The following is a 23014-nucleotide window of genomic DNA, read 5'->3' on the forward strand; positions in this document are numbered from 1 at the left end:
GGTTACATTCCGAACCCGGAAGCTAAGCCTCACAGCGCCGATGGTACTGCAGGGGGGACCCTGTGGGAGAGTAGGACGCCGCCGAACAATCATTCCAAAAAGACCCCCTCCCATTCGGGAGGGGGTCTTTTTGCGTTAACCTCTGCCAATGCAGAACCTGACCCTGACCTGGCAGTCCGCCGGGGGTGCCGCCGTCGGCCTCTACGGTGGTGCGTACGTCGCCGCGAGGGTCCGGAAGCCGGGGGTCTCGGCGCTGCTGCGGGAGGCCGGCACCCTGCTGGCGCTGTTCGCGCTCTGGCAGTTGGTGGGGCACCTGTCGGTGATGAGCGCCGACCACGCGTTGGACCGGGCGAGCTGGATCCACCACACCGAGCAGATCATCGGACTGCCGAACGAGGCGTCCTGGCAGGCGGCGATCACGCCGTACCCGGTGCTGGTGAGGCTGGCGAACTACTACTACGCGGTCATGCACTTCGCCGTGATGCTTGCTGTGCTGCTCTGGGTGTTCCTGCGGCACCGGGAGCGCTACGCGTGGGTGCGCAACACGGTGGTGATCACCACCGCGGTCTGTCTGCTGGTGCAGTTCATCCCGGTGGCGCCGCCGCGGATGCTGCCGCAGAGCGGGTTCGTCGACGTGGCCGCCGAGTACGGGCAGTCGGTGTACGGGGGTGCGGTCGGCGGGGTGGTGGCCGATCAGCTGTCGGCGATGCCGTCGGTGCACGTCGCCTGGTGCGTGCTGGCGGCGGTCGCGGTGGTGCGGGTGTCGCCGAGCCCGTTCCGCTGGGTGGTGGTGTTGCATCCGGTGCTGACGGTCGCGGTGGTCGTGGTGACGGCCAACCACTTCTGGGCGGACGGCATCGTCGCCGTTGCGATCCTGCTCTTCGCCTACGTCGTCCTGGCGTTGGTGGCGCGCCGACGGGGTCGGGCCGCCGTCGAGACGGCGACCCGACCCCGCAGTGGTGCCGAGGAGCGACTGAAGCAGATCACTTGACCGGCAGGGCGACCTTCCCCCAGGAGCCGTTGCTCAGTGCGGAGGTGGCCCAGTACCAGGCGACGAGCCCGGAGACGGCCGCGATCCAGCCGGCCGCCTTGGCGAGGCCGCCGTACCCACCGAAGGTGGCGATGGCGGACAGCACCAGGGAGAGCGTCAGCAGACCGTAGACGGCGCGACTGAACAGACCGGCGCCCCAGCTGGCCGCCGTGAGGCTGAGGGCGAGCAGGGCCCACAGCAGCAGGAACAGTCCGGCCGCGTTCTTGCTCACGCCGCCCGCCACCGACCAGGTCGCCCAGAAGGCGCCGAGGCTGGTGAAGGCGGTGCCGGTGAAGCCCTCGCCGCGGCGGAGCTGCCACAGGCCCGCGATGAAGAGGGTGACGCCGCCGAGCAGGTGGGCGAGGTGGGCCGCGTCCCCGACACCGGCGCCGTGCAGGATTCCGGTGGAGAGCAGACCGTAGGCGAGCAGTGTCAGGCCGAGGGCGAGGTAGCCGAGGTTACCCGCGTCGGCTCCGGTGGAGCGGGCGTTCGATGCCCCGGTAGCGTCGTTGCTCACCGGAGGCTCCTTTCACTCTGGGCGCGCGCAGGGCGCAGTGACGCTTGGTGTCGTGTCGGTGAGTGGATGCGCGCGACCGCGCCGAGGGCGCACGGCGAAGGGCGTGCGCGGGCAGCGGTCAGAAGTGAGGTCAGAAGTGATGGGCCAGCGGAGAGCCGCTGGTCACGTCCCCGCCGGGGGAGATTCCCCGGCTAGATCGGTGTACCCGGCCCAACTCGCTTGTACCCTTGTGAAGATAACAATTTGTGACCGTGTCAGGCGGTGCGCTGGGTCGGCACCCGCAGGGTCAGGATCGCCATGTCGTCGGACGGCGGCTCCGGGGCGAAGCGCTCGACCGCGCGCTGCACCCGCAGCGCGACCGCCCCGGCGGTCAGGCCGGTGCAGCCGGTGAGTACCTCGGCCAGGCCGTCGTCGCCCAGCATCCGCCGCCCCTCGCGGCGTTCGGTGACACCGTCGGTGACGCAGAGCAGGACCTCGCCGGGGGAGAGCACCAGGTGCTCGGCGGTGAGGTCGAGGTCGTCCATGACGCCGAGCAGTGGCTGCGGGGTGGCGGCCCGGTCGACCCGGCCGTCGGTGCGCAGTCGTAGCGGCAGCGGGTGGCCGGCGCAGACCAGGGACAGTTCGGTGCTGCCGTCCGGGCGGGGCGTCAGTTCGCCGTAGAGCAGGGTGAGGAAGCGGCTGCGCGAACCCTCGTCCAGGATGGCCGCGTTGAGCCGGCGGAGCACCTGCGGGGCGTCCAGGCCCTCGCGGGCGAGCAGCCGCAGCGAGTGCCGGGCCAGGCCGGTGACCGAGGCGGCCTCGGGGCCGGTGCCGCAGACGTCGCCGATCGCGAAGCCGTAGGTGCCCTCGCGGATGGTGAACAGGTCGTAGAAGTCGCCGCCGACCTCGTTGCCCTCGCCGGCCGCCTGGTAGTAGACGTCCACCTCGACGCCCGGGATCTCGGGCAGGTCCGGGGGCAGCAGGCTGCGCTGGAGGGCCTGGCTGGTGGCGGTGCGCTCCGAGTAGAGCCGGGAGTTGTCGAGGGCGAGGGCGGCCCGCCGGGAGAGGTCCTCGGCGAGTTCGAGGATCTCCTGGCGGAAGCGGACGCCGGACGGGACGCCCAGCGCGAGCAGGCCGATGACCCGGTTGCGGGCGGTCAGCGGCAGCACCACGGTCTCGCCGAGCAGTCCGGCCAGTTCGGGGCCGTCGGTGAGGCCGAGGGCCTCGGCGGTCCCGGCGGGAGCCGTCCAGAATCGGACGCCGTGGGTGGGGCCGGCCTCGGGGGCGGGGGTCTTGTCGAGCAGGTCGCGCAGCGGGTCGATCCGGTCCTCGTCCTCGTGCAGGACGAAGGCGAGGCCGGCCGAGGCGCCGTGGTCGCCGTTGGTGTAGACGGCGCACCAGGAGGAGAGGGTGGGGACGGCCATCTGGGCCATCAGGGCGAGGGTCTGCTCGTGTTCGAGCGTGCCGGCCAGCAGGTCGGAGGCCTCGACGAGGAAGGACAGCGAGCCGCGGCGCAGCCGTTCCAGCTCGGTCAGCCGGGTGCTCTCGACGGCCAGGGCGACCCGGTCGGCCGCGAACTGCAGCCGCAGCGCGTCCTCGTTGTCGTAGCGGCCGGGCACGGCGGTGGCGATGCCGAGCGAGCCGATCAGCCGGCCCTCGACCTTGAGCGGGACGGTGACCAGGGAGCGCATGCCGCTGTCGGCGAGCAGCGGCAGGCCGGTGGGGCGGGCGGCGAGGTCCTCGTGGACGGAGGGCAGCCGGGCGGAGTCGTAGCGGTTGCCGGTCCCGACCGGGAAACGGGCGTGCCGGCGGTGCCCGTGGTTGAGGCCGGCGGCGGCGCGGAGCTCGAACTCGGTCTCGTCGTCGCTGGTGAGCAGCAGGTACGCGGCGTCGGCGTCGAGCAGGTCGCGGGCGCGTTCGACGGTGCGCTGCAGCAGGGTGTCGAGGTCGTCGGTGTCGACCGGGCCGGCCAGCAGGTCGAGCCGGGGGCCGGTCGGGTCGGGGCGCTCGCCGGGCAGGGTGCGGGCGGGGGAGCGCAGCACGGCGCGGTCGGGTTCGAGGACGAGCAGGCAGAGCGTGGAGGGAACGCCCTCGGTGTCACGCACGCGCACCTGGACGCCGTACACCTCGACCTCCTCGCCGTCGGCGCGGCGGACGCCGTAGCCGCCCTCCCAGCGGGCCAGCCGCAGGGTGTCGGTGAGGCCGAGGCCGCGGCCGGGGGACTGCGGCCAGACCGCGAGGTCGGCCCAGGGACGGCCGAGGACGGCGGTGGCGGGGTACTGGAAGAGGGCCGCGGCGTCCGGGTTCCAGGCCAGGACGCGGCCGTCCTCGTCGAGCTGGACGACGGCGACGTGCACCGGTCCGGGGCTGCTGGGCAGGTCGCTGCCGGGGGTGGCGGGGACGGCGTAGCGGGTGCCGACCACGTGGGCGGGCAGGGTGAGCCGGAACCAGACGGTCTTCTGCCCGGCCGCGTACTCGACGCCCCAGCGCTCGGCCAGGGCGGAGCACATCAGCAGGCCCCGGCCGCCCTCGCCGTCGGGGTCGGCGTAGCGGTGCCCGTCGCCGAGCGAGGGCAGGCCGCGCTCGGGGTGGTGGTCGGTGACCTCGATCCGGACGGTCTCCTCCTCGCGCAGGCAGCAGACCTCGGCGGCGGTGCCGGCGTGCACGACGGCGTTGGTGACCAGTTCGCTGACCAGGACGACGGCGTCGTCCACGACCTCGGGCAGGCCCCAGCCGAGCAGCGCGTCCCGGACGAACCCCCGGGCGGCGGCCGCGGACCGGCCGTCGGGATCGAAGGTGGCGGCTGCGCGCGCGGTGACCACGTTGCCACTTCTCCTCTGCTGCTCTTGCCCTGGCTGTTCGGGGTGCGGCGCCGACTTCCCCGTGCGCGCCGTCGGGGTGGGCGGCGTCGCTGGGTCGGGTCGCGGCCCGGTGCAGCGCTCCACCCTACTTTCCGCTTGGTTCCCCGTGGGGGCGGGGCCGCGAAACAGGCACCTGGGGGTGATTCTGCCCACCTGTTTCGGACGGTGCGGTACCAACCGAGCGCAACCACCCGTATACCCGGTGCCAGTGCTGCCAGACTGGGGGGTCCGCGACGGCTGGTGGGAGCAGTACGGTCGTGTGGGTGCCGGTGCGCCGTGGGGTCCGCCGGTACGCAGCCCAGCCGGGCCGGTGCCCGGGTGCGTGCCGTACGGCACGGCGGTCACCGGACAGTTCACTATGTGGGAGGGGCCCGTTGAGTTCGGCCACCAAGGACGCAACCAAGGACGCAACCGGTACGACGCCGCCCGCTCCGCGCGGTGGACGGTCCGGGACGGCGCTGCGGAGCGCGGCCGGCCGGCGATCGGGTCACAACCGCGGCGCCGAGCCGGCCGATCTGCGCAAGCTGCTGGCCGCGTTGACCGCGATGCGGGACGGCAACTTCCGTCGCCGGCTGACGGTTCCGGGCGACGGGCCGCTGGCGGAGATCGCCGCGGTGTTCAACGAGGTCGCCGAGCGCAACCAGCACCTGACCGGTGAACTGGCCCGGGTGCGGCGGGCGGTGGGCCGCGAGGGCCGGTTGAACGAGCGGCTGGAGACCGGTGCGGGCGAGGGCGCCTGGATGGCGGCCGTCGACAACTGCAATGCGCTGATCGACGACCTGGCCCGTCCGATGGCCGAGGTGGGCCGGGTGCTGAGCTCGATCGCCGAGGGCGACCTGGACCAGAAGATGGAGCTGCGCTCGCTGCACAGCAACGGGGTGAGCCACCCGCTGCGCGGCGAGTACCTGAAGATCGGGCGGACCGTCAACGGACTGGTGGACCAGCTCTCGGAGTTCACCGACGAGGTGACCCGGGTGGCCCGCGAGGTGGGCACCGAGGGCAAGCTCGGCGGTCAGGCCAAGGTCCGCAGTGTGTCCGGCAGTTGGAAGGACCTGGCGGACTCGGTCAACACCATGGCGGGCCGGCTGACCGCGCAGGTGCGCAACATCGCCCAGGTGACCACGGCGGTGGCCAAGGGCGACCTGTCCCGCAAGGTCACCGTGGACGTGGCCGGCGAGATGCTGGAGCTGAAGAACACCGTCAACACGATGGTGGACCAGCTGAACAGCTTCGCCGCCCAGGTCACCACGGTGGCCCGGGACGTCGGTACCGAGGGCCGGCTCGGTGGTCAGGCGCAGGTGCCGGGCGTGGCCGGGGTGTGGCGCGAACTCACCGACTCGGTGAACTTCATGGCCGACAACCTGACCGGCCAGGTGCGCAACATCGCCCAGGTGACCACGGCGGTGGCGCGCGGGGACCTCTCGCAGAAGATCGAGGTGGACGCGCGCGGCGAGATGCTGGAGCTGAAGAACACCATCAACACGATGGTGGACCAGCTGTCCGGCTTCGCTGAACAGGTGACCCGGGTGGCCCGTCAGGTGGGTACCGAGGGGCGGCTCGGCGGTCAGGCGCAGGTGCCCTGGGCGGCCGGGGTGTGGCGGGATCTGACCGACAACGTCAACTTCATGGCGAACAACCTCACCGATCAGGTGCGCAACATCGCCCAGGTGACGACCGCGGTCGCCAAGGGCGACCTGTCGCAGAAGATCCAGGTGGACGCGCGCGGGGAGATCCTGGAGCTGAAGAACACCATCAACACGATGGTGGACCAGCTCTCCTCGTTCGCGGACGAGGTGACCCGGGTGGCCCGGGACGTCGGCACCGAGGGCATCCTCGGCGGCCAGGCCAGCGTGCCCGGGGTGTCCGGCACCTGGAAGGACCTGACCAACAGCGTCAACCTGATGGCCAACAACCTGACCAGCCAGGTCCGCAGCATCGCCGAGGTGACCACCGCGGTGGCGCGCGGCGACGTGTCGAAGAAGATCACCGTCGACGCCCGGGGCGAGATCCTGGAGCTGGTGACCACCGTCAACACGATGGTCGACCAGCTGTCGGCCTTCGCCGACGAGGTCACCCGGGTGGCGCGCGAGGTGGGTACCGAGGGCATCCTGGGCGGCCAGGCGCGGGTGCGCGGGGTGTCGGGCATCTGGAAGGACCTGACCGACAACGTCAACTTCATGGCGTCGAACCTGACCGGTCAGGTGCGCAACATCGCCGAGGTTGCCTCCGCGGTGGCCCGCGGCGACCTCTCCAAGAAGATCACCATCGATGCCCAGGGCGAGATCGCGACGCTCGCCGGGACCCTGAACACCATGGTCGACCAGCTGTCCGCGTTCGCGGTGGAGGTCACCCGGGTGGCCCGCGAGGTGGGCACCGACGGCACCCTGGGCGGTCAGGCGAGCGTGCCGGGCGTGGCCGGCATCTGGAAGGACCTGACCGACAACGTCAACCAGATGGCCAACAACCTCACCGGCCAGGTCCGCAACATCGCGCTGGTGATCACGGCGGTCGCCCGCGGTGACCTGTCGCAGAAGATCGACGTCGACGCGCGCGGCGAGATCCTCCAGCTCAAGACCAACATCAACACCATGGTCGACCAGCTCTCGGCCTTCGCCGACGAGGTCACCCGGGTCGCCCGAGAGGTGGGCACCGACGGGCGCCTGGGCGGCCAGGCCCGGGTGCCCGGCGTGGACGGCACCTGGCAGGACCTCACCGAGTCGGTGAACGAGCTGGCCAACAACCTGACCCGGCAGGTGCGCGCGATCGCCCAGGTCGCCACCGCGGTGACCAGGGGCGACCTGAGCCTGCGGATCGACGTGGACGCCGCGGGGGAGCTCGACGAGCTCAAGGACAACATCAACCAGATGATCGCCAACCTGCGCGAGACCACCCGCACCAACCAGGAGCAGGACTGGCTCAAGACCAACCTGGCCCGGATCTCCGGCCTGCTCCAGGGCCGCCGGGACCTGGAGGCGGTCGCCTCGCTGATCATGACCGAGCTGACCCCGGTGGTCTCCGCCCAGCACGGCGCCTTCTTCCTGGCCCAGCCGGCCGGCCGCACCGCCGAGCTGATCACCGAGGACGACGACGAGAACGACACCGTGCTGCGGCTGATCGGCAGCTACGGCTACCAGCGGCGGGCGATGCCGACCACCTTCCGGCCCGGCGAGTCGCTGATCGGCCAGGCGGCGGTGGAGAAGCGGGCGATCATCGTCAAGGAGGCGCCGCCCGGGTACCTCAAGATCGCCTCCGGCCTCGGTGAGGCCTCGCCGACCCACATCGTGGTGCTGCCGGTGCAGTTCGAGGGCCGGCTGCTCGGTGTGATCGAGCTGGCCACCTTCAGCTCCTTCACCACTGTCGCGCTGGACTTCCTCAACCAGATCGCCGACCTGATCGGCGTCACCGTCAACACCATCAGCGTCAACACCAAGACCGAGGGCCTGCTGCTGGAATCCCAGCGGCTCACCGCCGAGCTGTCGATGCGATCCGCCGAGTTGGAGGCGCGCCAGGAGGAACTGGAGCGCACCAACGAGGAGTTGCAGGAGAAGGCCGAGCAACTCGCCCAGCAGAACCGCGACATCGAGATCAAGAACGGCGAGATCGAGGAGGCTCGGCAGGTCCTGGAGGAGCGCGCCGAACAGCTCGCCCTGGCCTCCCGCTACAAGAGCGAGTTCCTCGCCAACATGTCGCACGAGCTGCGCACCCCGCTCAACTCGCTGCTGATCCTGGCCAAGCTGCTCTCCGACAACAACGAGGGCAACCTCTCGCCCAAGCAGGTCGAGTTCGCCGACACCATCCACGGCGCCGGCTCCGACCTGCTCCAGCTGATCAACGACATCCTGGACCTGTCCAAGGTCGAGGCGGGCAAGATGGACGTCCGTCCGGCCCGGATCGCCCTGGTCCAGCTGGTCGACTACGTCGAGGCCACCTTCCAGCCGGTCGCCGTGGACAAGAACCTGGACTTCGCGGTGCGGGTCTCGCCCGCCCTGCCGGTCACCCTGCACACCGACGAGCAGCGGCTCCAGCAGGTGCTGCGCAACCTGATCTCCAACGCCGTCAAGTTCACCGAGACCGGCGGCGTCGACTTCTCGATCAGCGCGGCCGGCCGGGACGTCCCCCAGCACGTGCGCGAGCGACTGCTGGAGTTCGGCTCGATCCAGGGCCCGGACGACGAGCTGATCGCCTTCTCGGTCTCCGACACCGGCATCGGCATCCCCGGCAACAAGCTGCGGGAGATCTTCGAGGCGTTCAAGCAGGCCGACGGCACCATCAGCCGCAAGTACGCCGGCACCGGCCTCGGGCTGTCGATCAGCCGCGAGATCGCCCGGCTTCTCGGCGGCGAGATCCACGCCGAGAGCGAGCTGGGCAAGGGCTCGACCTTCACGCTCTACCTGCCGCTGCGCACCGACGCCCCGGAGGCCGCCGCCGAGCGGTCGGCCGAGCGCCCGGGGACGGCGAACCAGCCGGTGCCGCGCGCCTCGGTCGGGGTGACCCCGGTGGGCCTGCCGGTGCCGGTGGGTGAGAACCCGGCCGACCACTGGGCCCAGGAGGTCCGGGAGCTGGCCGAGGAGCGCCGCCGCGGGGCGTTGGAGCGCCGGCGCAGCGCCGCCCTGGAGAGCGCCGCCGCGCCCCGCCAGGCGGAGCCCGCGCAGCAGCCCCGGCCGGTCCGCGGCGACACCCGCTTCGACGGCCAGCAGGTGCTGATCGTGGACGACGACGTGCGCAACGTGTTCGCCCTGACCAGCGTGCTGGAGCAGCACGGCCTGACCGTCCTGTACGCCGAGAACGGCCGCGAGGGCATCGAGATGCTGGAGCAGCACGAGCACGTGGCGCTGGTCCTGATGGACATCATGATGCCGGAGATGGACGGCTACGCGACCACCGAGGCGATCCGTCGGATGCCCCAGTTCGCCGGGCTGCCGATCATCGCGCTGACCGCCAAGGCGATGAAGGGCGACCGCGAGAAGTCGCTGGAGGCGGGCGCCACCGACCACATCACCAAGCCGGTGGAGACCGACCACCTGCTGTCGGTGATGCACGAGTGGTTGAACGGGGAGCGCGGGCGTGAGTGAGTGAAGCGAGCGAGCCGTCGAAAGGTGCGTTCCGTGCGGCGTGAACTCCGGGCCGGGCCCCGGGGTTCACGCCTGCCGGTCGGTCGGTTTGCTGGCGGACGGGCCCGGGAACCCGGTAGGGTCACCGATCGTTGCGAACAGTGACCGGACGGCGACACACGGGTGAGCGTGCGCCGGAGCACTGACTGCGCGCCGCTCCGGATCGGGTCCCGACGGAGCGATGTGCCGGGCGAGGGGGTGCGGCTAGCATGACCGGGGTAGCGGTGGGCATTACGCGGGTGCCTTCACCGGGCGGCAGGCAGGCGACAGGAGGGCGGGCCCCCATGCAGAAGGCGAAGATCCTCCTGGTCGACGACCGACCGGAGAACCTGCTGGCGCTGGAGGCGATCCTCTCCGCCCTGGACCAGACGCTGGTGCGCGCCGCCTCCGGCGAGGAGGCGCTCAAGGCGCTGCTGACCGACGACTTCGCGGTGATCCTGCTGGACGTCCAGATGCCGGGCATGGACGGCTTCGAGACCGCCGCCCACATCAAGCGCCGCGAGCGCACCCGGGACATCCCGATCATCTTCCTCACCGCGATCAACCACGGGCCGCACCACACCTTCCGCGGCTACGCGGCCGGGGCGGTGGACTACATCTCCAAGCCCTTCGATCCGTGGGTGCTGCGGGCCAAGGTCTCGGTCTTCGTCGACCTGTACGTCAAGAACTGCCAGCTGAAGGAGCAGGCCGCGCTGCTGCGGCTGCAGCTGGAGGCAGGCGGCGGCGAGCCGGCCCTCGGCGGGGCGCTGCTGGGCGAGCTGTCCGCACGGCTGGCGGCGGTCGAGGAGCAGGCGGAGGCGCTGGGCAAGCAGCTGGACGGGGTCGAGGACGCCGGAGTGGCCGCCACCGCGGCGCACCTGGAGCGCAAGCTCGTCGGCCTGCGCCGGGCCCTGGACGCGATGCGCCCGGGCAGCTCGTAGGACGTCCGCCGGGCGCGCGCGGAGCCGGCGCCCCGCGTTGGGCCGTTCGGGTGGTTTGACGGTGCGGCCGGGTGAAAGCCGGTCAGCGTGACGATGTGTCTGCGACACGTCCAGGCGCTCCGGCTCGGCCGCATGTGCACCGGTGGTCCACACCGGTAGGCTGCTGACCCATGGCCACTCGCACGCCCGGGAACGCGGCACGTAAGTCGACTCCGGGACCGTCCAAGAAGGCCGCGGTGAAGGCCCCGGGCAAGCCGCCCGCGAAGAAGGCGGCAGCTCGCAGGGCGCCCGCGAAGAAGGCGGCGGCCAAGTCGGCCCCGCCGCCACCGCCGTCCCGCTCGGGGCTGATGCGGCTCCTCAACGCCTTGGCGAGCCCGATCGCCGCGATCTTCCGCGGCGTCGGCGACGGCGCCAAGAACCTCCACCCGGCCCACCGCAAGGACGGTCTGGGCCTGGTGCTGTTCGCACTCGGGATGGTGACCGCCGCCGGCACCTGGTTCAGCCCGCAGGGCTGGCTGGGTGAGGCGGCCACCGCCGTGGTGTCCGGGCTGTTCGGGCGGCTCGACGTGCTGGTGCCGTTCCTGCTGGCCGGGATCGCGATTCGGCTCTGGCGCCACCCCGAGCTGCCGGAGGCCAACGGCCGGATCGTGATCGGGCTGGGCGCGCTGCTGGTCGGCGTCCTCGGCCTGGTCCACATCGGGTGCGGCGCGCCCATGATGGGCAGCGGGGCCTCCCGGATAAGGGCGGCCGGCGGGATCATCGGCTGGGCCGCGTCCACCCCGATGATGGCCGCCGCCGGGCCGGCGCTGGCCGTGCCACTGCTCCTGCTGCTGGCATTCTTCGGCCTGCTGGTGGTCACCGCCACCCCGGTCAACCGGATCGGCGAGCGGGTGCGGGGGATGTTCGTACGGCTCGGCGTGATCGAGCCCGGGCCGGAGGACGAGCTGCGCTGGGGGCGTACGCCGGAGCGCGAGCTGTCCACCGACCCGCCGGAGGACGCCGACCCCGACGCCATGCCGTTCACCCTGGACACCGACGGTGAAGACCCGACCGACGAGGTGGCCGCCCGCCGTCGCCGTCGGCGGCGCAAACAGAGCGTCGACGACGAGGAGCAGCCGGAGGCCGTCCGGGTCTCGCTCGACAAGGAGCCGCCGGACCCGTACGCCACCCGCGACCTCGCCGCCGGCGCGGCCGCCGACCTGGACGGCGCGCTGGTCTACGGGGTGCCCGCCTCCTCCGCGGTGGCGGACATGATGCACCAGGTCAAGGACCTCACTGCCGCGCCGGAGGAGCCCGCCGTCCCGGCCGCGCGCAGCGGCGGACCGGGCGCGCCCGCGGAGCACGGCCCGGCGCCGGTGCGGATGGAGCAGCTCCAGCTCGGTGAGGGCATCACCTACGCGCTGCCCTCGCTCGACCTGCTGGAGCGCGGCGGCCCGGCCAAGGCCCGCAGTGCCCTCAACGACGAGGTGGTGGCCCAGCTCACCGGCACCTTCGCCGAGTTCAAGGTGGACGCCAAGGTCACCGGCTTCACCCGCGGCCCGACGGTCACCCGCTACGAGGTCGAGCTCGGCCCGGCCGTCAAGGTGGAGCGGATCACCGCGCTGGCCAAGAACATCGCGTACGCGGTGGCCAGCCCGGACGTGCGGATCATCAGCCCGATCCCGGGCAAGTCCGCGGTCGGCATCGAGATCCCCAACCGGGACCGCGAGATGGTCAACCTCGGCGACCTGCTGCGCTCGCGCACGGCCGCGGAGGACACCCACCCGATGGTCGTCGGCATGGGCAAGGACGTCGAGGGCCACACCGTGATGGCCAACCTCGCCAAGATGCCGCACATCCTGGTGGCCGGTGCGACCGGCGCCGGCAAGTCGTCCTGCATCAACTGCCTGATCACCTCGATCCTCGCCCGGGCCACCCCGGACGAGGTGCGGATGGTCCTGGTCGACCCCAAGCGGGTCGAGCTGACCGCGTACGAGGGCATCCCGCACCTGATCACGCCGATCATCACCAACCCCAAGAAGGCCGCCGAGGCCCTCCAGTGGGTGGTGCGCGAGATGGACCTGCGCTACGACGACCTCGCGGCGTACGGCTTCCGGCACGTGGACGACTTCAACGAGGCGGTGAAGGCCGGCAGGGTCACCCCGCCGCTGGGCAGCGAGCGGGAGCTGAGGCCGTACCCGTACCTGCTGGTGATCGTCGACGAGCTGGCCGACCTGATGATGGTCGCGCCGCGCGACGTCGAGGACTCGGTGGTCCGGATCACCCAGCTGGCCCGCGCGGCCGGCATCCACCTGGTGCTCGCCACCCAGCGGCCCTCGGTGGACGTGGTCACCGGCCTGATCAAGGCCAACGTGCCGTCCCGGCTGGCCTTCGCGACCTCCGCGATGGCCGACTCCCGGGTCATCCTGGACCAGCCCGGCGCGGAGAAGCTGATCGGCAAGGGCGACGCGCTCTTCCTGCCGATGGGCGCGAGCAAGCCGGTCCGCATGCAGGGCGCGTTCGTCACCGAGGCGGAGATCGCCAAGGTGGTGCAGCACTGCAAGGACCAGCTGAGCGCCGTCTACCGGGACGACGTGATGGCCGGGGCCGGGCCGAAGAAGGAGATCGACGAGGAGATCGGCGACGACCTCGACCTGCTGATCCAGGCGGCCGAGCTGGTGGTCTCCACCCAGTTCGGCTCGACCTCGATGCTCCAGCGCAAGCTCCGGGTCGGCTTCGCCAAGGCGGGCCGGCTGATGGACCTGATGGAGTCGCGCGGGATCGTCGGTCCGAGCGAGGGCTCCAAGGCCCGCGACGTCCTGGTGAAGCCGGACGAGTTGGACGGCGTGCTGATGACCCTGCGGGGCTGACGGGCCGTGCCCTCCGGGTGTGTTCACTCGTTCGGAGGAGGGTAGGCGCGGTGTGGGGAGCCGAACGTCCGTACACCGCGGCACAGGCCGGAAAGCACACTCCGGGTCCCCGCGAGTCCCCGCTGACGACCGGTCAGCGGGGGGTCGGCCCCCGGTCGGAACGGGCGCGCGCATTCCGTCCCGTTTCTGCTTGGGCAACGATCCGTCCACGCCCCTACACTGTTCTCCAGCAGGTGGCCATCCGCTCGAAAGGCGTGCCCCGTGACCATCGGCAAGTCCTCCGACCGCGAGAACACCCCGTCGTCCGTCGAGCCGACCGACGACGCGGTGCAGGCGGCCGATGCCCCGAGCATCGGCCGGGTGCTGTCCGCCTCCCGGATCGAGGCGGGACTCACGGTGGACCAGGTGAGTACCGCGACCCGGGTGCGGGTGCCGATCGTCCACGCCATCGAGGAGGACGACTTCGACCGCTGCGGCGGCGACTTCTACGCCCGCGGGCACATCCGCTCGATCGCCCGCGCGGTCGGCGTGGACGGCGAGGCGCTGGTCGCCCGCTACGACGCCGGCCACGGCGGCTCGCCGGCCGCCAAGCGCCCGGCCACCCAGCTGATCGACAGCGGCCCGATCAGGGTGCCCAGCCGCGGCCGGCCGAACTGGGCGGCGGCCATGGTCGCCGCGATCGTCGCGGTGGTCGCGCTGATCGGCTTCAACCTGGTGAGCGGCAAGGGCAGCCACGGCACCACCGGCTCCGCCAGCGCGCCGCTGCCCAGCGGCGCCGGCACCGGCTCGGTCGCCCCGGAAACGCCCGCCGTCCAGCCGCCGGCGCCCACGCCGAGCGCCGCCGCGATCGCCGCCGTCCCGGCCGACAAGGTCACCGTGAAGCTGGTCGCCCAGGGCACCAGCTGGGTCTCGGCGATGGACGGCAACGGCAAGTCGCTGTTCCAGAACAACATCAGCGACGGCCAGGACCAGACCTTCACCGACCCGAAGCAGATCAAGCTGGTGCTCGGCAACGGCGGGGCCGTGCACGCGTACGTCAACGGCAAGGACCTCGGAGTTCTCGGCAAGGACGGCCAGGTGGTGCACGTCACGTACACCCCCGGAGACCCGCAGGCTGGCTGACCACAGGGGCCGTCGAGGGCCGTTGATGATCAGCTGATCCATGGCACACGGCCTCCGGGGCGAACGGCACCGGAGGCCGCGCGTTAATCTTGGGCCTATGCCTGAACGCCGCACTGTCGCCCTTGTCACGCTCGGATGCGCCCGCAACGAGGTGGACTCCGAGGAACTCGCCGGGCGACTGGAAGCCGACGGCTGGTTGCTCGTCGACGACGCCGCCGAGGCGGACGTCGCCGTCGTCAACACCTGCGGCTTCGTCGAGGCCGCCAAGAAGGACTCCGTGGACGCCCTGCTGGAGGCCAACGACCTCAAGGGCCACGGCCGCACCCAGGCCGTCGTCGCGGTCGGCTGCATGGCCGAGCGGTACGGCAAGGAGCTCGCCGACGCGCTGCCCGAGGCGGACGGCGTGCTCGGCTTCGACGACTACGCCGACATCTCCGACCGCCTGCAGACCATCCTCTCCGGCGGCCACCACGCCCCGCACATCCCGCGCGACCGCCGCAAGCTGCTGCCGATCAGCCCCGCCGAGCGGCAGTCCGCCGCGGAGGCCGTCGCGCTGCCCGGCCATGGCGCCGAGGCCGCCGCCGAGCCGATCGCCGACCTGCCCGACGGCCTCGCGCCCGCCTCCGGCCCGCGCACCCTGCGCAAGCGGCTGGACGACAGCCCGGTCGCCTCGGTCAAGCTCGCCTCCGGCTGCGACCGGCGCTGCTCCTTCTGCGCCATCCCGGCCTTCCGGGGCTCGTTCATCTCCCGCCGCCCCTCCGACGTCCTGCACGAGGCCCGGTGGCTGGCCGAGCAGGGCGTCCGCGAGATCGTCCTGGTCAGCGAGAACAACACCTCGTACGGCAAGGACCTCGGCGACATCCGGCTGCTGGAGACGCTGCTCGGCGAGATCTCCGCGATCGAGGGCGTCGAGCGGGTCCGGGTCTCCTACCTGCAGCCCGCCGAGATGCGCCCGGGCCTGATCGACGCGATGACCGGGACCACCGACGTGGTGCCGTACTTCGACCTGTCCTTCCAGCACTCGGCGCCCGCCGTGCTGCGCCGGATGCGCCGCTTCGGCTCCACCGACCAGTTCCTGGAGCTGCTGAAGACCATCCGCGACAAGGCCCCACAGGCCGGCGCCCGGTCCAACTTCATCGTCGGCTTCCCCGGGGAGACCGAGGAGGACTACGCCGAGCTGGAGCGCTTCGTCACCCACGCCGGACTGGACGCGATCGGCGTCTTCGGCTACTCCGACGAGGAGGGCACCGAGGCCGCGACCTACGACGGCAAGCTGCCCGAGGACGTGGTCGCGGACCGGCTGAGCCGGCTGAGCCGCCTCGCCGAGGAGATGACCGCCCAGCGGGCCGAGCAGCGGATCGGCACCGAGGTCGAGGTGCTGATCGAGTCGGTCGAGGACGGCGTGGTCGAAGGCCGCTCCGCCCACCAGGCTCCGGAGACCGACGGCCTGACCACCCTGAACGGCGTCGAGAACCCGGAGGTCGGGCAGTTCTGGCGGGCCACCGTGGTGGCCAGCGAGGGCGTCGACCTGATCGCCGAGGCGCTGGAGCGGGTGCGACTGCCCAGGACTTCGGGGGCCGAGGCTCCGGGAGTCGGGGAATGACCAAGGGGCCCGGCGCCCCGGCCGCGGCCCACCCGGGCAGACCGGCGGCCGCCCTTCCGCCGGCGCCGGCTGTCTGGAACATCGCCAACGTGCTCACGATGGTCCGGGTCCTGCTGGTCCCGGTCTTCGTGGCGCTGCTGTTCGCCGACGGCGGGCACAACCCCAAGTGGCGCGCCGTCGCCTGGGCCGCGTTCGCGATCGCGATGATCACCGACCTGTTCGACGGTGAACTCGCCCGCCGCAAGGGCCTGGTCACCGACTTCGGGAAGATCGCCGACCCGATCGCCGACAAGGCGATCATGGGCTCGGCGCTGATCGGCCTCTCGCTGCTCGGCGACCTGCCCTGGTGGGTCACCGTGGTGATCCTGGCCCGCGAGCTCGGCATCACGCTGATGCGCTTCTGGGTGATCCGCTACGGGGTCATCCCGGCCAGCCGCGGCGGCAAGCTCAAGACGCTGACCCAGGGCACCGCGGTCGGCATGTACGTCCTGCCGCTGACCGGCTGGCTGGCCACCGGACGGGCCGTCCTGATGGCCCTGGCGGTGGTGCTCACCGTCGCCACCGCGCTGGACTACATCGGACAGGCGCTGCGACTGCGCCGCGAGGGAACGGCCGCGGAGCGCGCGGACCGGTGAGCGACGGGGGAGACCGGGTGACGGACTACGAGCTGGCCGATCGGGCGCACACCGCGCTGCGGGCCCAGGGGGGCACCCTGGCCGTCGCCGAGTCGCTGACCGGCGGGCTGCTGGCCGCCGCGCTGGTGGACGTCCCCGGGGCCTCCGCGACCTTCCGCGGCTCGGTCACCGCCTACGCGACCGAGCTGAAGGCCTCGGTGCTCGGTGTGGACGAGGGCCTGTTGGACGTGTACGGTCCGGTGCACCCGGTGGTGGCACGGCAGATGGCCGAGGGCGTGCGGGGGCTGCTGGGAGCCACGTACGGGCTCGCGACGACCGGGGTGGCCGGTCCGGACCCGCAGGACGGTCAGCCGGTCGGCACGGTACACCTGGCGGTGGCCGGCCCGGGGGGAACTCTGGTCAGTTCGCCCCTGCTGTCGGGTGGTCGTGCCACAATCCGTCACGGGGCGGTGACCGCCGCACTGGAGCTGCTCGTCGGCCGGCTCGCTCGATAGGGGCCCGGCGGAGGATCTCCACCGAACCGAGATCTGTCGAACCGGCACGCGCGGGTATGGCACTGCTGGAGGATCGTGTTACATCCGAGGTCCTGGTTGGGCAGATACCAGATGGCGAACGAGTTGCGTGATGGTGGCCGGGTGGGTCGCGTCGGGTACCACGAGGGGCCCGCGAACCCGGGTGTGACACCGGAACGAGGAGGGGGACGGCCTTGCAGCCCAGAGTGAACACGACCGGGGTCCCCGCACGCGAAGCGGGCAAGGCGGTACGGTGGGGGCGTGACATCTCGATCCGCAGTCCGAGGAGGGAGGCACCGATGATCCTGCTCCGTCGCCTACTGGGCGATGTACTGCGTCGGCAGCGCCAGCGCCAGGGCCGCACACTCCGCGAGGTGTCGGCGGCCGCCAGGGTTTCGCTCGGATACCTCTCCGAGGTCGAGCGGGGACAGAAGGAGGCCTCCTCGGAGCTGCTCTCCGCCATCTGCGACGCACTCGACGTCCGGATGTCCGAGGTCATGCGCGAGGTCAGCGACGAACTGTCGCTCGCCGAACTTGCGGCGATGGCCACCCTCTCCGAAGGTGATCTGCTGAGGCCGGTACTCGAACCGGTTCCGCTGCCCGCCCCCGGCGCCGACCGGGCGACCATGTCGCCCAAGGCCCCTGCGATGGACGTGGTCGCCGCCTGATTCCGGCCTCGACACCCGGGCTCCACCGATGCCCGGGGCGAGCGGAGGAGGGCGGTCGTGCGGAGACTCGCGACGGTGCGCGCGGTGGCCCGAATAGGGCTGCGGGCGCGACGGTTGGTGCCCTGGCCGGCCAGATGGGCCCCGGTGGCCCTGACGGCCGGGCTCGGTTGGTGGCTGGTGGCTGTCAGGGGGCAACTCGCCGACGACGCGGTGCTGGGCCTGCTCGCGGCCGGTGGCTGGGGTCTCGGCCTCATCCCGGTCCACGCGGACCGGAACGCGACCGGACCGGTCCGGCGCCGGCGCCAGGAGGCCGTGGGCCGGGTGGAGACGCGGTCGCCGCCGGTCGGATGATCAGATGTGGCTGAAGGCCGTGGGGTCGTTGACCCCGCGGCCTTCAGCGTTCCCGTGCACGCTCCGGACGCGGCTCCCTCAGGGCCGCAGCCGGAGGCCGCGCGGGGTGGCGTGGAAACCGGCCTCCTCCAGGGCGCGGCCGAGGTCGGAGCCGAGCGCGGGCTCGCCGTTGGCCCGCTCCACCGTGACGCTGCCGAGCGCGCCCGCGCGGACCGCCTCGGCCAGCGCCCCGGCGGCCAGCGCCCGGGTCGCCTCGTCCTCGGGCCAGGCCAGCAGGGACTTGCCGCCCCGCTCCACGTACAGCGCCAGCTCGCCGTCCACCAGGACCACCAGGGCGCCCGCCTTGCGGCCCGGTCGATGGGCGGTGGACTCCTTGCGGCCGGGGACGGTGGGCGGCTCGGGCCAGGGCAGGGCGGCGCCGTAGGCGTTCGCCGGGTCGGCGGCCGCCAGCACCAGCAGCTGCGGCGGTTCGGCGGTGGGAGCGGCCGGCCACTCGGTGCTGCGGGCCCGCTCCAGCCGGCCGTTGACCGAGCGCAGCCGGTCGGCCGCGCCTTCCATGGCGAACTGGGCGCCGCCCAGGCCCTCGACGAAGTAACCCCGGCGGGTCCGGCCGCGCTCCTCCATCGCGGCGAGCACCCGGTAGACGCCGGCGAAGCCGCCGGGCACCCGTTCGGCCGCCACCGTGCCCCGGGTGAGCAGGCCGTGCCGGTCCAGCAGGCTCTGCGCCTGGGCGGTGGCCCGGACCGTCGGGTCGGCGGCGAAGGCGGGCAGCAGCGACCAGCGCCCGGCCACCGTCGGCGGGCCGCTGCGCAGCGCGCCGCCGACCCGGCCGAAGGCGCGGCCGGCGCCGCCGTAGCGGCCGCGCGGGGTGGCCCGGGGCGCGCGGTGGGCGGTGGCGCCCGCGGTACGGCCGGAGCCGAGCAGGGCGCGCAGCGGGGCCAGGGTGTCGTTGGTGACGTACCCGGCCCAGACCAGGTCCCAGAGCGCCTCGACGATCTCCGGCTCGGCGGTGTCCTCCGGGAGCTGCTGGACCAGTTGGCGGAAGAACAGGCCGTAGCCGCCGGCCAGCGCCTGCATCAGCGCGCTGTGCAGCGGGGTGAGCGCGGGCGGGACGGGCTCGGGGCGCAGCAGGTGGGCGTTCTCGGCCAGGTGCAGGCTCAGCCAGCCGTCCTTGCCGGGCAGCGCGCCGGCGCCGCACCAGCCGATCTCGCCGGCGGCCGTCAGCTCGTCCAGCAGGCCGGGGGAGTAGTCGGCGAGCCGGGCCGGGAGGATCAGCTTCTCCAGGGCGGAAGCGGGCAGGGCGGTGCCCTGGAGCTGCTCGACCACCCGGAGCAGGCCGTCCGGGCCGCGCAGCCGGTGGCCGGCCAGGTGCTGCCACTGCGGGAGGAAGGCGGCCAGGGCGCGCGGCGGGACGGGCTCGGCCTCCTGGCGCAGGGCGGCCAGCGAGCGGCGGCGCAGCCGGCGCAGCACCTCGGCGTCGCACCACTCGGGGGCGGTGTGGCTCTCGGCGGGCCTGAACTGCCCCTGGACCAGGCGGCCGGCGGCGGTGAGCCGGTGCAGGGTGCCGGTGACCACGGCGGTGCCCAGGCCGTAGCGGGTGCCCGCCTCGGCCGCGGTGAACGGGCCGTGGGTACGGGCGTGGCGGGCCAGCAGGTCGCCCAGCGGGTCCTTGACCGGCTCGGTGAAGGCCTCGGGGACGCCGACCGGCAGCGGGGTGCCGAGCGCGTCACGCAGCCGTCCGGCGTCCTCGATCGCGGCCCAGCGCTGCTCGCCGGCGATCCGGACCTGGATCACCCGGCGGGCGGCCTCCAGCTCCAGGGCCCAGAGCGGTTCGGCGCCGCGGGCCGTCAACTCGGCCTCGGTGAGCGGGCCGAGCAGGCGCAGGGCGTCGGCGACGCCCTCGGCGTCCTTGATTCGCCGCTCGGGGGCGAGGCGTTGGAGTTCGGCCTCCAGCTCGGCGAGGACCCCGGGGTCGAGCAGTTCGCTCAACTCGGCCTGACCGAGGAGCTCGGACAGCAGCCGGGAGTCCAGCGAGAGGGCGGCGGCGCGGCGTTCGGCGAGCGGGGAGTCGCCCTCGTAGAGGAACTGGGCGACGTAGCCGAACAGCAGCGAGCGGGCGAAGGGCGAGGGCTCGGGGGTGGTGACCTCGACCAGGCGGACCGCGCGGGACTCCAGGTCGCCCATCAGCTCGACCAGGCCGGGGACGTCGAAGACGTCCTGCAGGCACTCCCGGACGGCCTCCAGGACGATCGGGAACGAGCCGTACTCGGAGGCGACTTCGAGCAGTTGGGCGGCGCGCTGGCGCTGCTGCCAGAGCGGGGTGCGGCGGCCGGGGTTGCGGCGGGGGAGCAGCAGGGCGCGGCCGGCGCACTCGCGGAAGCGGGAGGCGAACAGGGCGGAGCCGCCGACCTGGTCGGTGACCAGCTGCTCGATCTCGCCGGGGTCGAACAGGGCGGCGTCGGCGCCGACCGGGGCCTCGTCCGGGGCCGCGTCCGGGGGCGAACCGGCGGGTTCGGACGGGCTGCTGAAATCGAAGTCGGGGGCCAGGAGATCGGCGTCGGGCAGGCGGAGCACGATGCCGTCGTCGGCGTGCATGACCTGGGGGTCCAGGCCGTGCTTCTCGCGCAGCCGGGCGCCCAGTGCCAGGGCCCAGGGGGCGTGCACCTGGGCGCCGAAGGGGGAATGGATGACGATCCGCCAGTCACCGAGCTCGTCCCGGAAACGCTCGACCACGATGGTGCGGTCGTCCGGGAGGTGGCCGCAGGCGGTGCGCTGTTGGGCGAGGTAGTCGAGCAGGTTGGCGGCGGCCCACTCGTCCAGGCCGGCCTGCTTGAGGCGCTCGGTCGCGGCCTCCGGCCGGAGGGCGCCCAGCTCGCGGGTGAACGCGCCCAGAGCGCGGCCGAGTTCGAGCGGGCGGCCGAGGGTGTCGCCCTTCCAGAACGGGAGCCGGCCCGGGACGCCGGGGGCGGGGGTGACCAGCACCTTGTCGTGGGTGATCTCCTCGATCCGCCAGGAGGTGGTGCCGAGGGTGAACACGTCGCCGACGCGGGACTCGTAGACCATCTCCTCGTCCAGCTCGCCGACCCTGCCGCCGCCCTTCTTGCCCGTCTTCGAATCGGACGCAGTGGTGCCGGCGATGAAGACGCCGAACAGGCCGCGGTCGGGGATGGTGCCGCCGGAGGTGACGGCCAGGCGCTGGGCGCCGGGGCGGCCGGTGACCGTGCCGGCCACCCGGTCCCAGACCACCCGGGGGCGCAACTCGGCGAAGGCGTCCGAGGGGTAGCGGCCGGCCAGCATGTCGAGCACGGCGTCGAAGGCGGACTGCGGGAGGGTGGCGAAGGGCGCGGCGCGGCGGACCACGGTGAGCAGGTCGTCCACCGGCCAGGCGTCCAGGGCCGTCATCGCGACCAGTTGCTGGGCCAGCACGTCCAGCGGGTTGCGCGGGATGCGCAGCGCCTCGATCCGGCCGGCCCGCATCCGCTCGGTCACCACGGCGGACTGCACCAGGTCCCCCCGGTACTTGGGGAAGAAGACGCCGGTGGAGACGGCGCCGACCTGGTGGCCGGCCCGGCCGACCCGCTGCAGTCCGGAGGCGACCGAAGGTGGGGACTCGACCTGGACGACGAGCTCCACGGCGCCCATGTCGATGCCCAGCTCCAGGCTGGAGGTGGCGACCACGGCGGGCAGCCGACCGGCCTTCAACTCCTCCTCGACGAGCGAGCGCTGCTCCTTGGAGACGGAGCCGTGGTGCGCCCGCGCGATGACCGCGGGCGCACCCTTGGCGGCGCCCGAGCCGCCCATCAACTGGGCCGGGGCGTGCGCCTCGGGGACGGCGGTGCCGGTGGCGCGCTCGTGGGCGATCTCGTTCAGCCGGTTGCACAGGCGCTCGGCCAGACGGCGGGAGTTGGCGAAGACGATGGTCGAGCGGTGCGCCTCGACCAGGTCGACGATCCGCTCCTCGACGTGCGGCCAGATCGAGGCCTGACGCTGCGGGTCGCTGCCGGCGGCGCCGCCGGTGGCCGGGGCGGCGGGCAGGTCGTCCAGGTCGGGGACGGGGACGACCACCGAGAGGTCGAACTCCTTGGCGGCGGCGGGCTGGACGACGGCGGCGCCGCGCTGGGGGCTGAGGAAGCGGGCCACCTCCTCGACCGGGCGCACCGTGGCGGACAGGCCGATCCGGCGGGCCGGGCGGTCCAGCAGTTCGTCCAGCCGCTCCAGGCTGAGTGCGAGGTGGGCGCCGCGCTTGGTGCCGGCGACCGCGTGCACCTCGTCCAGGATCATCGTGTCCACGCCGCGCAGCGCCTCCCGGGAGGCGGAGGTGAGCAGCAGGAAGAGCGACTCGGGGGTGGTGATCAGGATGTCCGGCGGGTTGGTCGTGAAGCGGCGGCGGTCGGCGGCGGGGGTGTCGCCGGAGCGGATCGCGACCTGGACCTCCGGCTCGGGCAGACCGAGGCGGACGGCGGCCTGGCGCAGGCCGGTCAGCGGGGCGCGGAGATTGCGTTCGACGTCCACCGCGAGGGCCTTGAGCGGCGAGACGTAGAGCACCCGGCAGCGGCGCTTGGGCTCGGCGGGGGGCGGGGTGCTGCTGAGGCGGTCCAGCGCGGAGAGGAAGGCGGCGAGTGTCTTGCCGGAGCCGGTGGGGGCGACCACCAGGACGTCGGTCTCCCGCCGGATGGCGCGCCAGGCCTCGGACTGGGCGGTGGTGGGGGCGGAGAAGGCGCCGTTGAACCAGGCCCGGGTGGCCGGGGCGAATCCGGCCAGGGGATCGTCGGCCTGCGGGGTGTCGGCGGGCGGGTCGCCGGCGGGCGGGGTCGGGTGCTGGGGCGCCATGCCCCCATGGTGCCGGGTGGGACTGA

Annotated in this window: 13 protein-coding genes and 1 rRNA gene; 11 read left to right on the forward strand and 3 right to left on the reverse strand. The window is 72.8% G+C overall.

All coding sequences use genetic code 11. The features are described 5' to 3' along the window. Both rrf and ACGF12_RS08535 read left to right on the forward strand, forming a co-directional pair. Nucleotides 1-87: ribosomal RNA gene (gene rrf, locus ACGF12_RS08530) — 5S ribosomal RNA — on the forward strand; the annotation flags it as partial. 61 nt (nt 88-148) lie between these two features. After that, nucleotides 149-991, forward strand: a complete 843-nt coding sequence (locus tag ACGF12_RS08535) for a phosphatase PAP2 family protein (RefSeq protein WP_393027257.1) — start codon at nt 149-151, stop codon at nt 989-991. Here ACGF12_RS08535 and ACGF12_RS08540 read toward each other — a convergent pair. Together ACGF12_RS08540 and ACGF12_RS08545 are read right to left on the reverse strand one after the other, a co-directional pair. Continuing rightward, entirely contained in the window at nt 984-1547 is a 564-nt protein-coding gene (locus ACGF12_RS08540) for an acetate uptake transporter (protein WP_387629426.1), read from the reverse strand. The genes ACGF12_RS08535 and ACGF12_RS08540 overlap by 8 nt on opposite strands. Before the next feature lie 254 nt (nt 1548-1801). Then, nucleotides 1802-4348: a SpoIIE family protein phosphatase gene (locus ACGF12_RS08545; protein WP_393027259.1), complete on the reverse strand. Its 2547-nt coding sequence runs from the start codon at nt 4346-4348 to the stop codon at nt 1802-1804. Nucleotides 4349-4845: 497 nt separating this feature from the next. On the opposite strand from ACGF12_RS08545, the gene ACGF12_RS08550 reads away from it, so the two are divergent. The 9 genes from ACGF12_RS08550 (at nt 4846) to ACGF12_RS08590 (ending at nt 18158) form a co-directional block, all read left to right on the forward strand. Next, complete coding sequence (locus tag ACGF12_RS08550; RefSeq protein WP_393027444.1) at nt 4846-9459, forward strand: HAMP domain-containing protein; 4614 nt, start codon at nt 4846-4848, stop codon at nt 9457-9459. Nucleotides 9460-9782: 323 nt separating this feature from the next. Then, a complete protein-coding gene (locus ACGF12_RS08555) occupies nt 9783-10418 on the forward strand; it encodes a response regulator (RefSeq protein ID WP_393027261.1) in 636 nt (211 codons plus the stop codon). A 170-nt stretch (nt 10419-10588) separates the two neighbouring features. Further along, nucleotides 10589-13267 carry a DNA translocase FtsK gene (locus tag ACGF12_RS08560; RefSeq protein ID WP_393027263.1) on the forward strand — a complete coding sequence of 893 codons (2679 nt, stop codon included), beginning with the start codon at nt 10589-10591 and terminating at the stop codon, nt 13265-13267. Between the two features lie 261 nt (nt 13268-13528). Beyond that, nucleotides 13529-14389, forward strand: coding sequence for a helix-turn-helix domain-containing protein (locus tag ACGF12_RS08565; RefSeq protein WP_393027265.1), 861 nt, complete (start codon nt 13529-13531; stop codon nt 14387-14389). A 97-nt stretch (nt 14390-14486) separates the two neighbouring features. Further along, complete coding sequence (gene rimO / locus ACGF12_RS08570) at nt 14487-15992, forward strand: 30S ribosomal protein S12 methylthiotransferase RimO (RefSeq protein WP_393027267.1); 1506 nt, start codon at nt 14487-14489, stop codon at nt 15990-15992. Next, nucleotides 15989-16627 carry a CDP-diacylglycerol--glycerol-3-phosphate 3-phosphatidyltransferase gene (gene pgsA / locus ACGF12_RS08575; protein WP_393027269.1) on the forward strand — a complete coding sequence of 213 codons (639 nt, stop codon included), beginning with the start codon at nt 15989-15991 and terminating at the stop codon, nt 16625-16627. Before rimO ends, pgsA begins: the two co-directional genes overlap by 4 nt. After that, on the forward strand, nt 16624-17121 hold the full coding sequence (locus ACGF12_RS08580) for a CinA family protein (protein WP_393027271.1): 498 nt from the start codon (nt 16624-16626) through the stop codon (nt 17119-17121). The genes pgsA and ACGF12_RS08580 overlap by 4 nt, the downstream gene beginning before the upstream one ends. Before the next feature lie 317 nt (nt 17122-17438). Continuing rightward, a complete protein-coding gene (locus ACGF12_RS08585; RefSeq protein WP_393027273.1) occupies nt 17439-17807 on the forward strand; it encodes a helix-turn-helix domain-containing protein in 369 nt (122 codons plus the stop codon). Nucleotides 17808-17864: 57 nt separating this feature from the next. Next, nucleotides 17865-18158 carry a hypothetical protein gene (locus tag ACGF12_RS08590; protein ID WP_393027275.1) on the forward strand — a complete coding sequence of 98 codons (294 nt, stop codon included), beginning with the start codon at nt 17865-17867 and terminating at the stop codon, nt 18156-18158. Nucleotides 18159-18236: 78 nt separating this feature from the next. Here ACGF12_RS08590 and ACGF12_RS08595 read toward each other — a convergent pair whose 3' ends face one another. Continuing rightward, nucleotides 18237-22988 carry an ATP-dependent helicase gene (locus tag ACGF12_RS08595; RefSeq protein WP_393027277.1) on the reverse strand — a complete coding sequence of 1584 codons (4752 nt, stop codon included), beginning with the start codon at nt 22986-22988 and terminating at the stop codon, nt 18237-18239. Between the last annotated feature and the right edge of the window lie 26 nt (nt 22989-23014).

Origin of the sequence: Kitasatospora sp. NPDC048296 (assembly GCF_043201815.1) — a bacterium.
GTDB lineage: Bacteria > Actinomycetota > Actinomycetes > Streptomycetales > Streptomycetaceae > Kitasatospora.

Bases quoted from the DNA above. Each gene is read 5' to 3' on its own strand.
- ACGF12_RS08595 (WP_393027277.1), bottom strand. From the start codon at position 22,988: ATGGCGCCCCAGCACCCGACCCCGCCCGCCGGCGACCCGCCCGCCGAC.
- ACGF12_RS08560 (WP_393027263.1), top strand. From the start codon at position 10,589: ATGGCCACTCGCACGCCCGGGAACGCGGCACGTAAGTCGACTCCGGGA.
- ACGF12_RS08585 (WP_393027273.1), top strand. From the start codon at position 17,439: ATGATCCTGCTCCGTCGCCTACTGGGCGATGTACTGCGTCGGCAGCGC.
- pgsA (WP_393027269.1), top strand. From the start codon at position 15,989: ATGACCAAGGGGCCCGGCGCCCCGGCCGCGGCCCACCCGGGCAGACCG.
- ACGF12_RS08555 (WP_393027261.1), top strand. From the start codon at position 9,783: ATGCAGAAGGCGAAGATCCTCCTGGTCGACGACCGACCGGAGAACCTG.
- ACGF12_RS08535 (WP_393027257.1), top strand. From the start codon at position 149: ATGCAGAACCTGACCCTGACCTGGCAGTCCGCCGGGGGTGCCGCCGTC.
- rimO (WP_393027267.1), top strand. From the start codon at position 14,487: ATGCCTGAACGCCGCACTGTCGCCCTTGTCACGCTCGGATGCGCCCGC.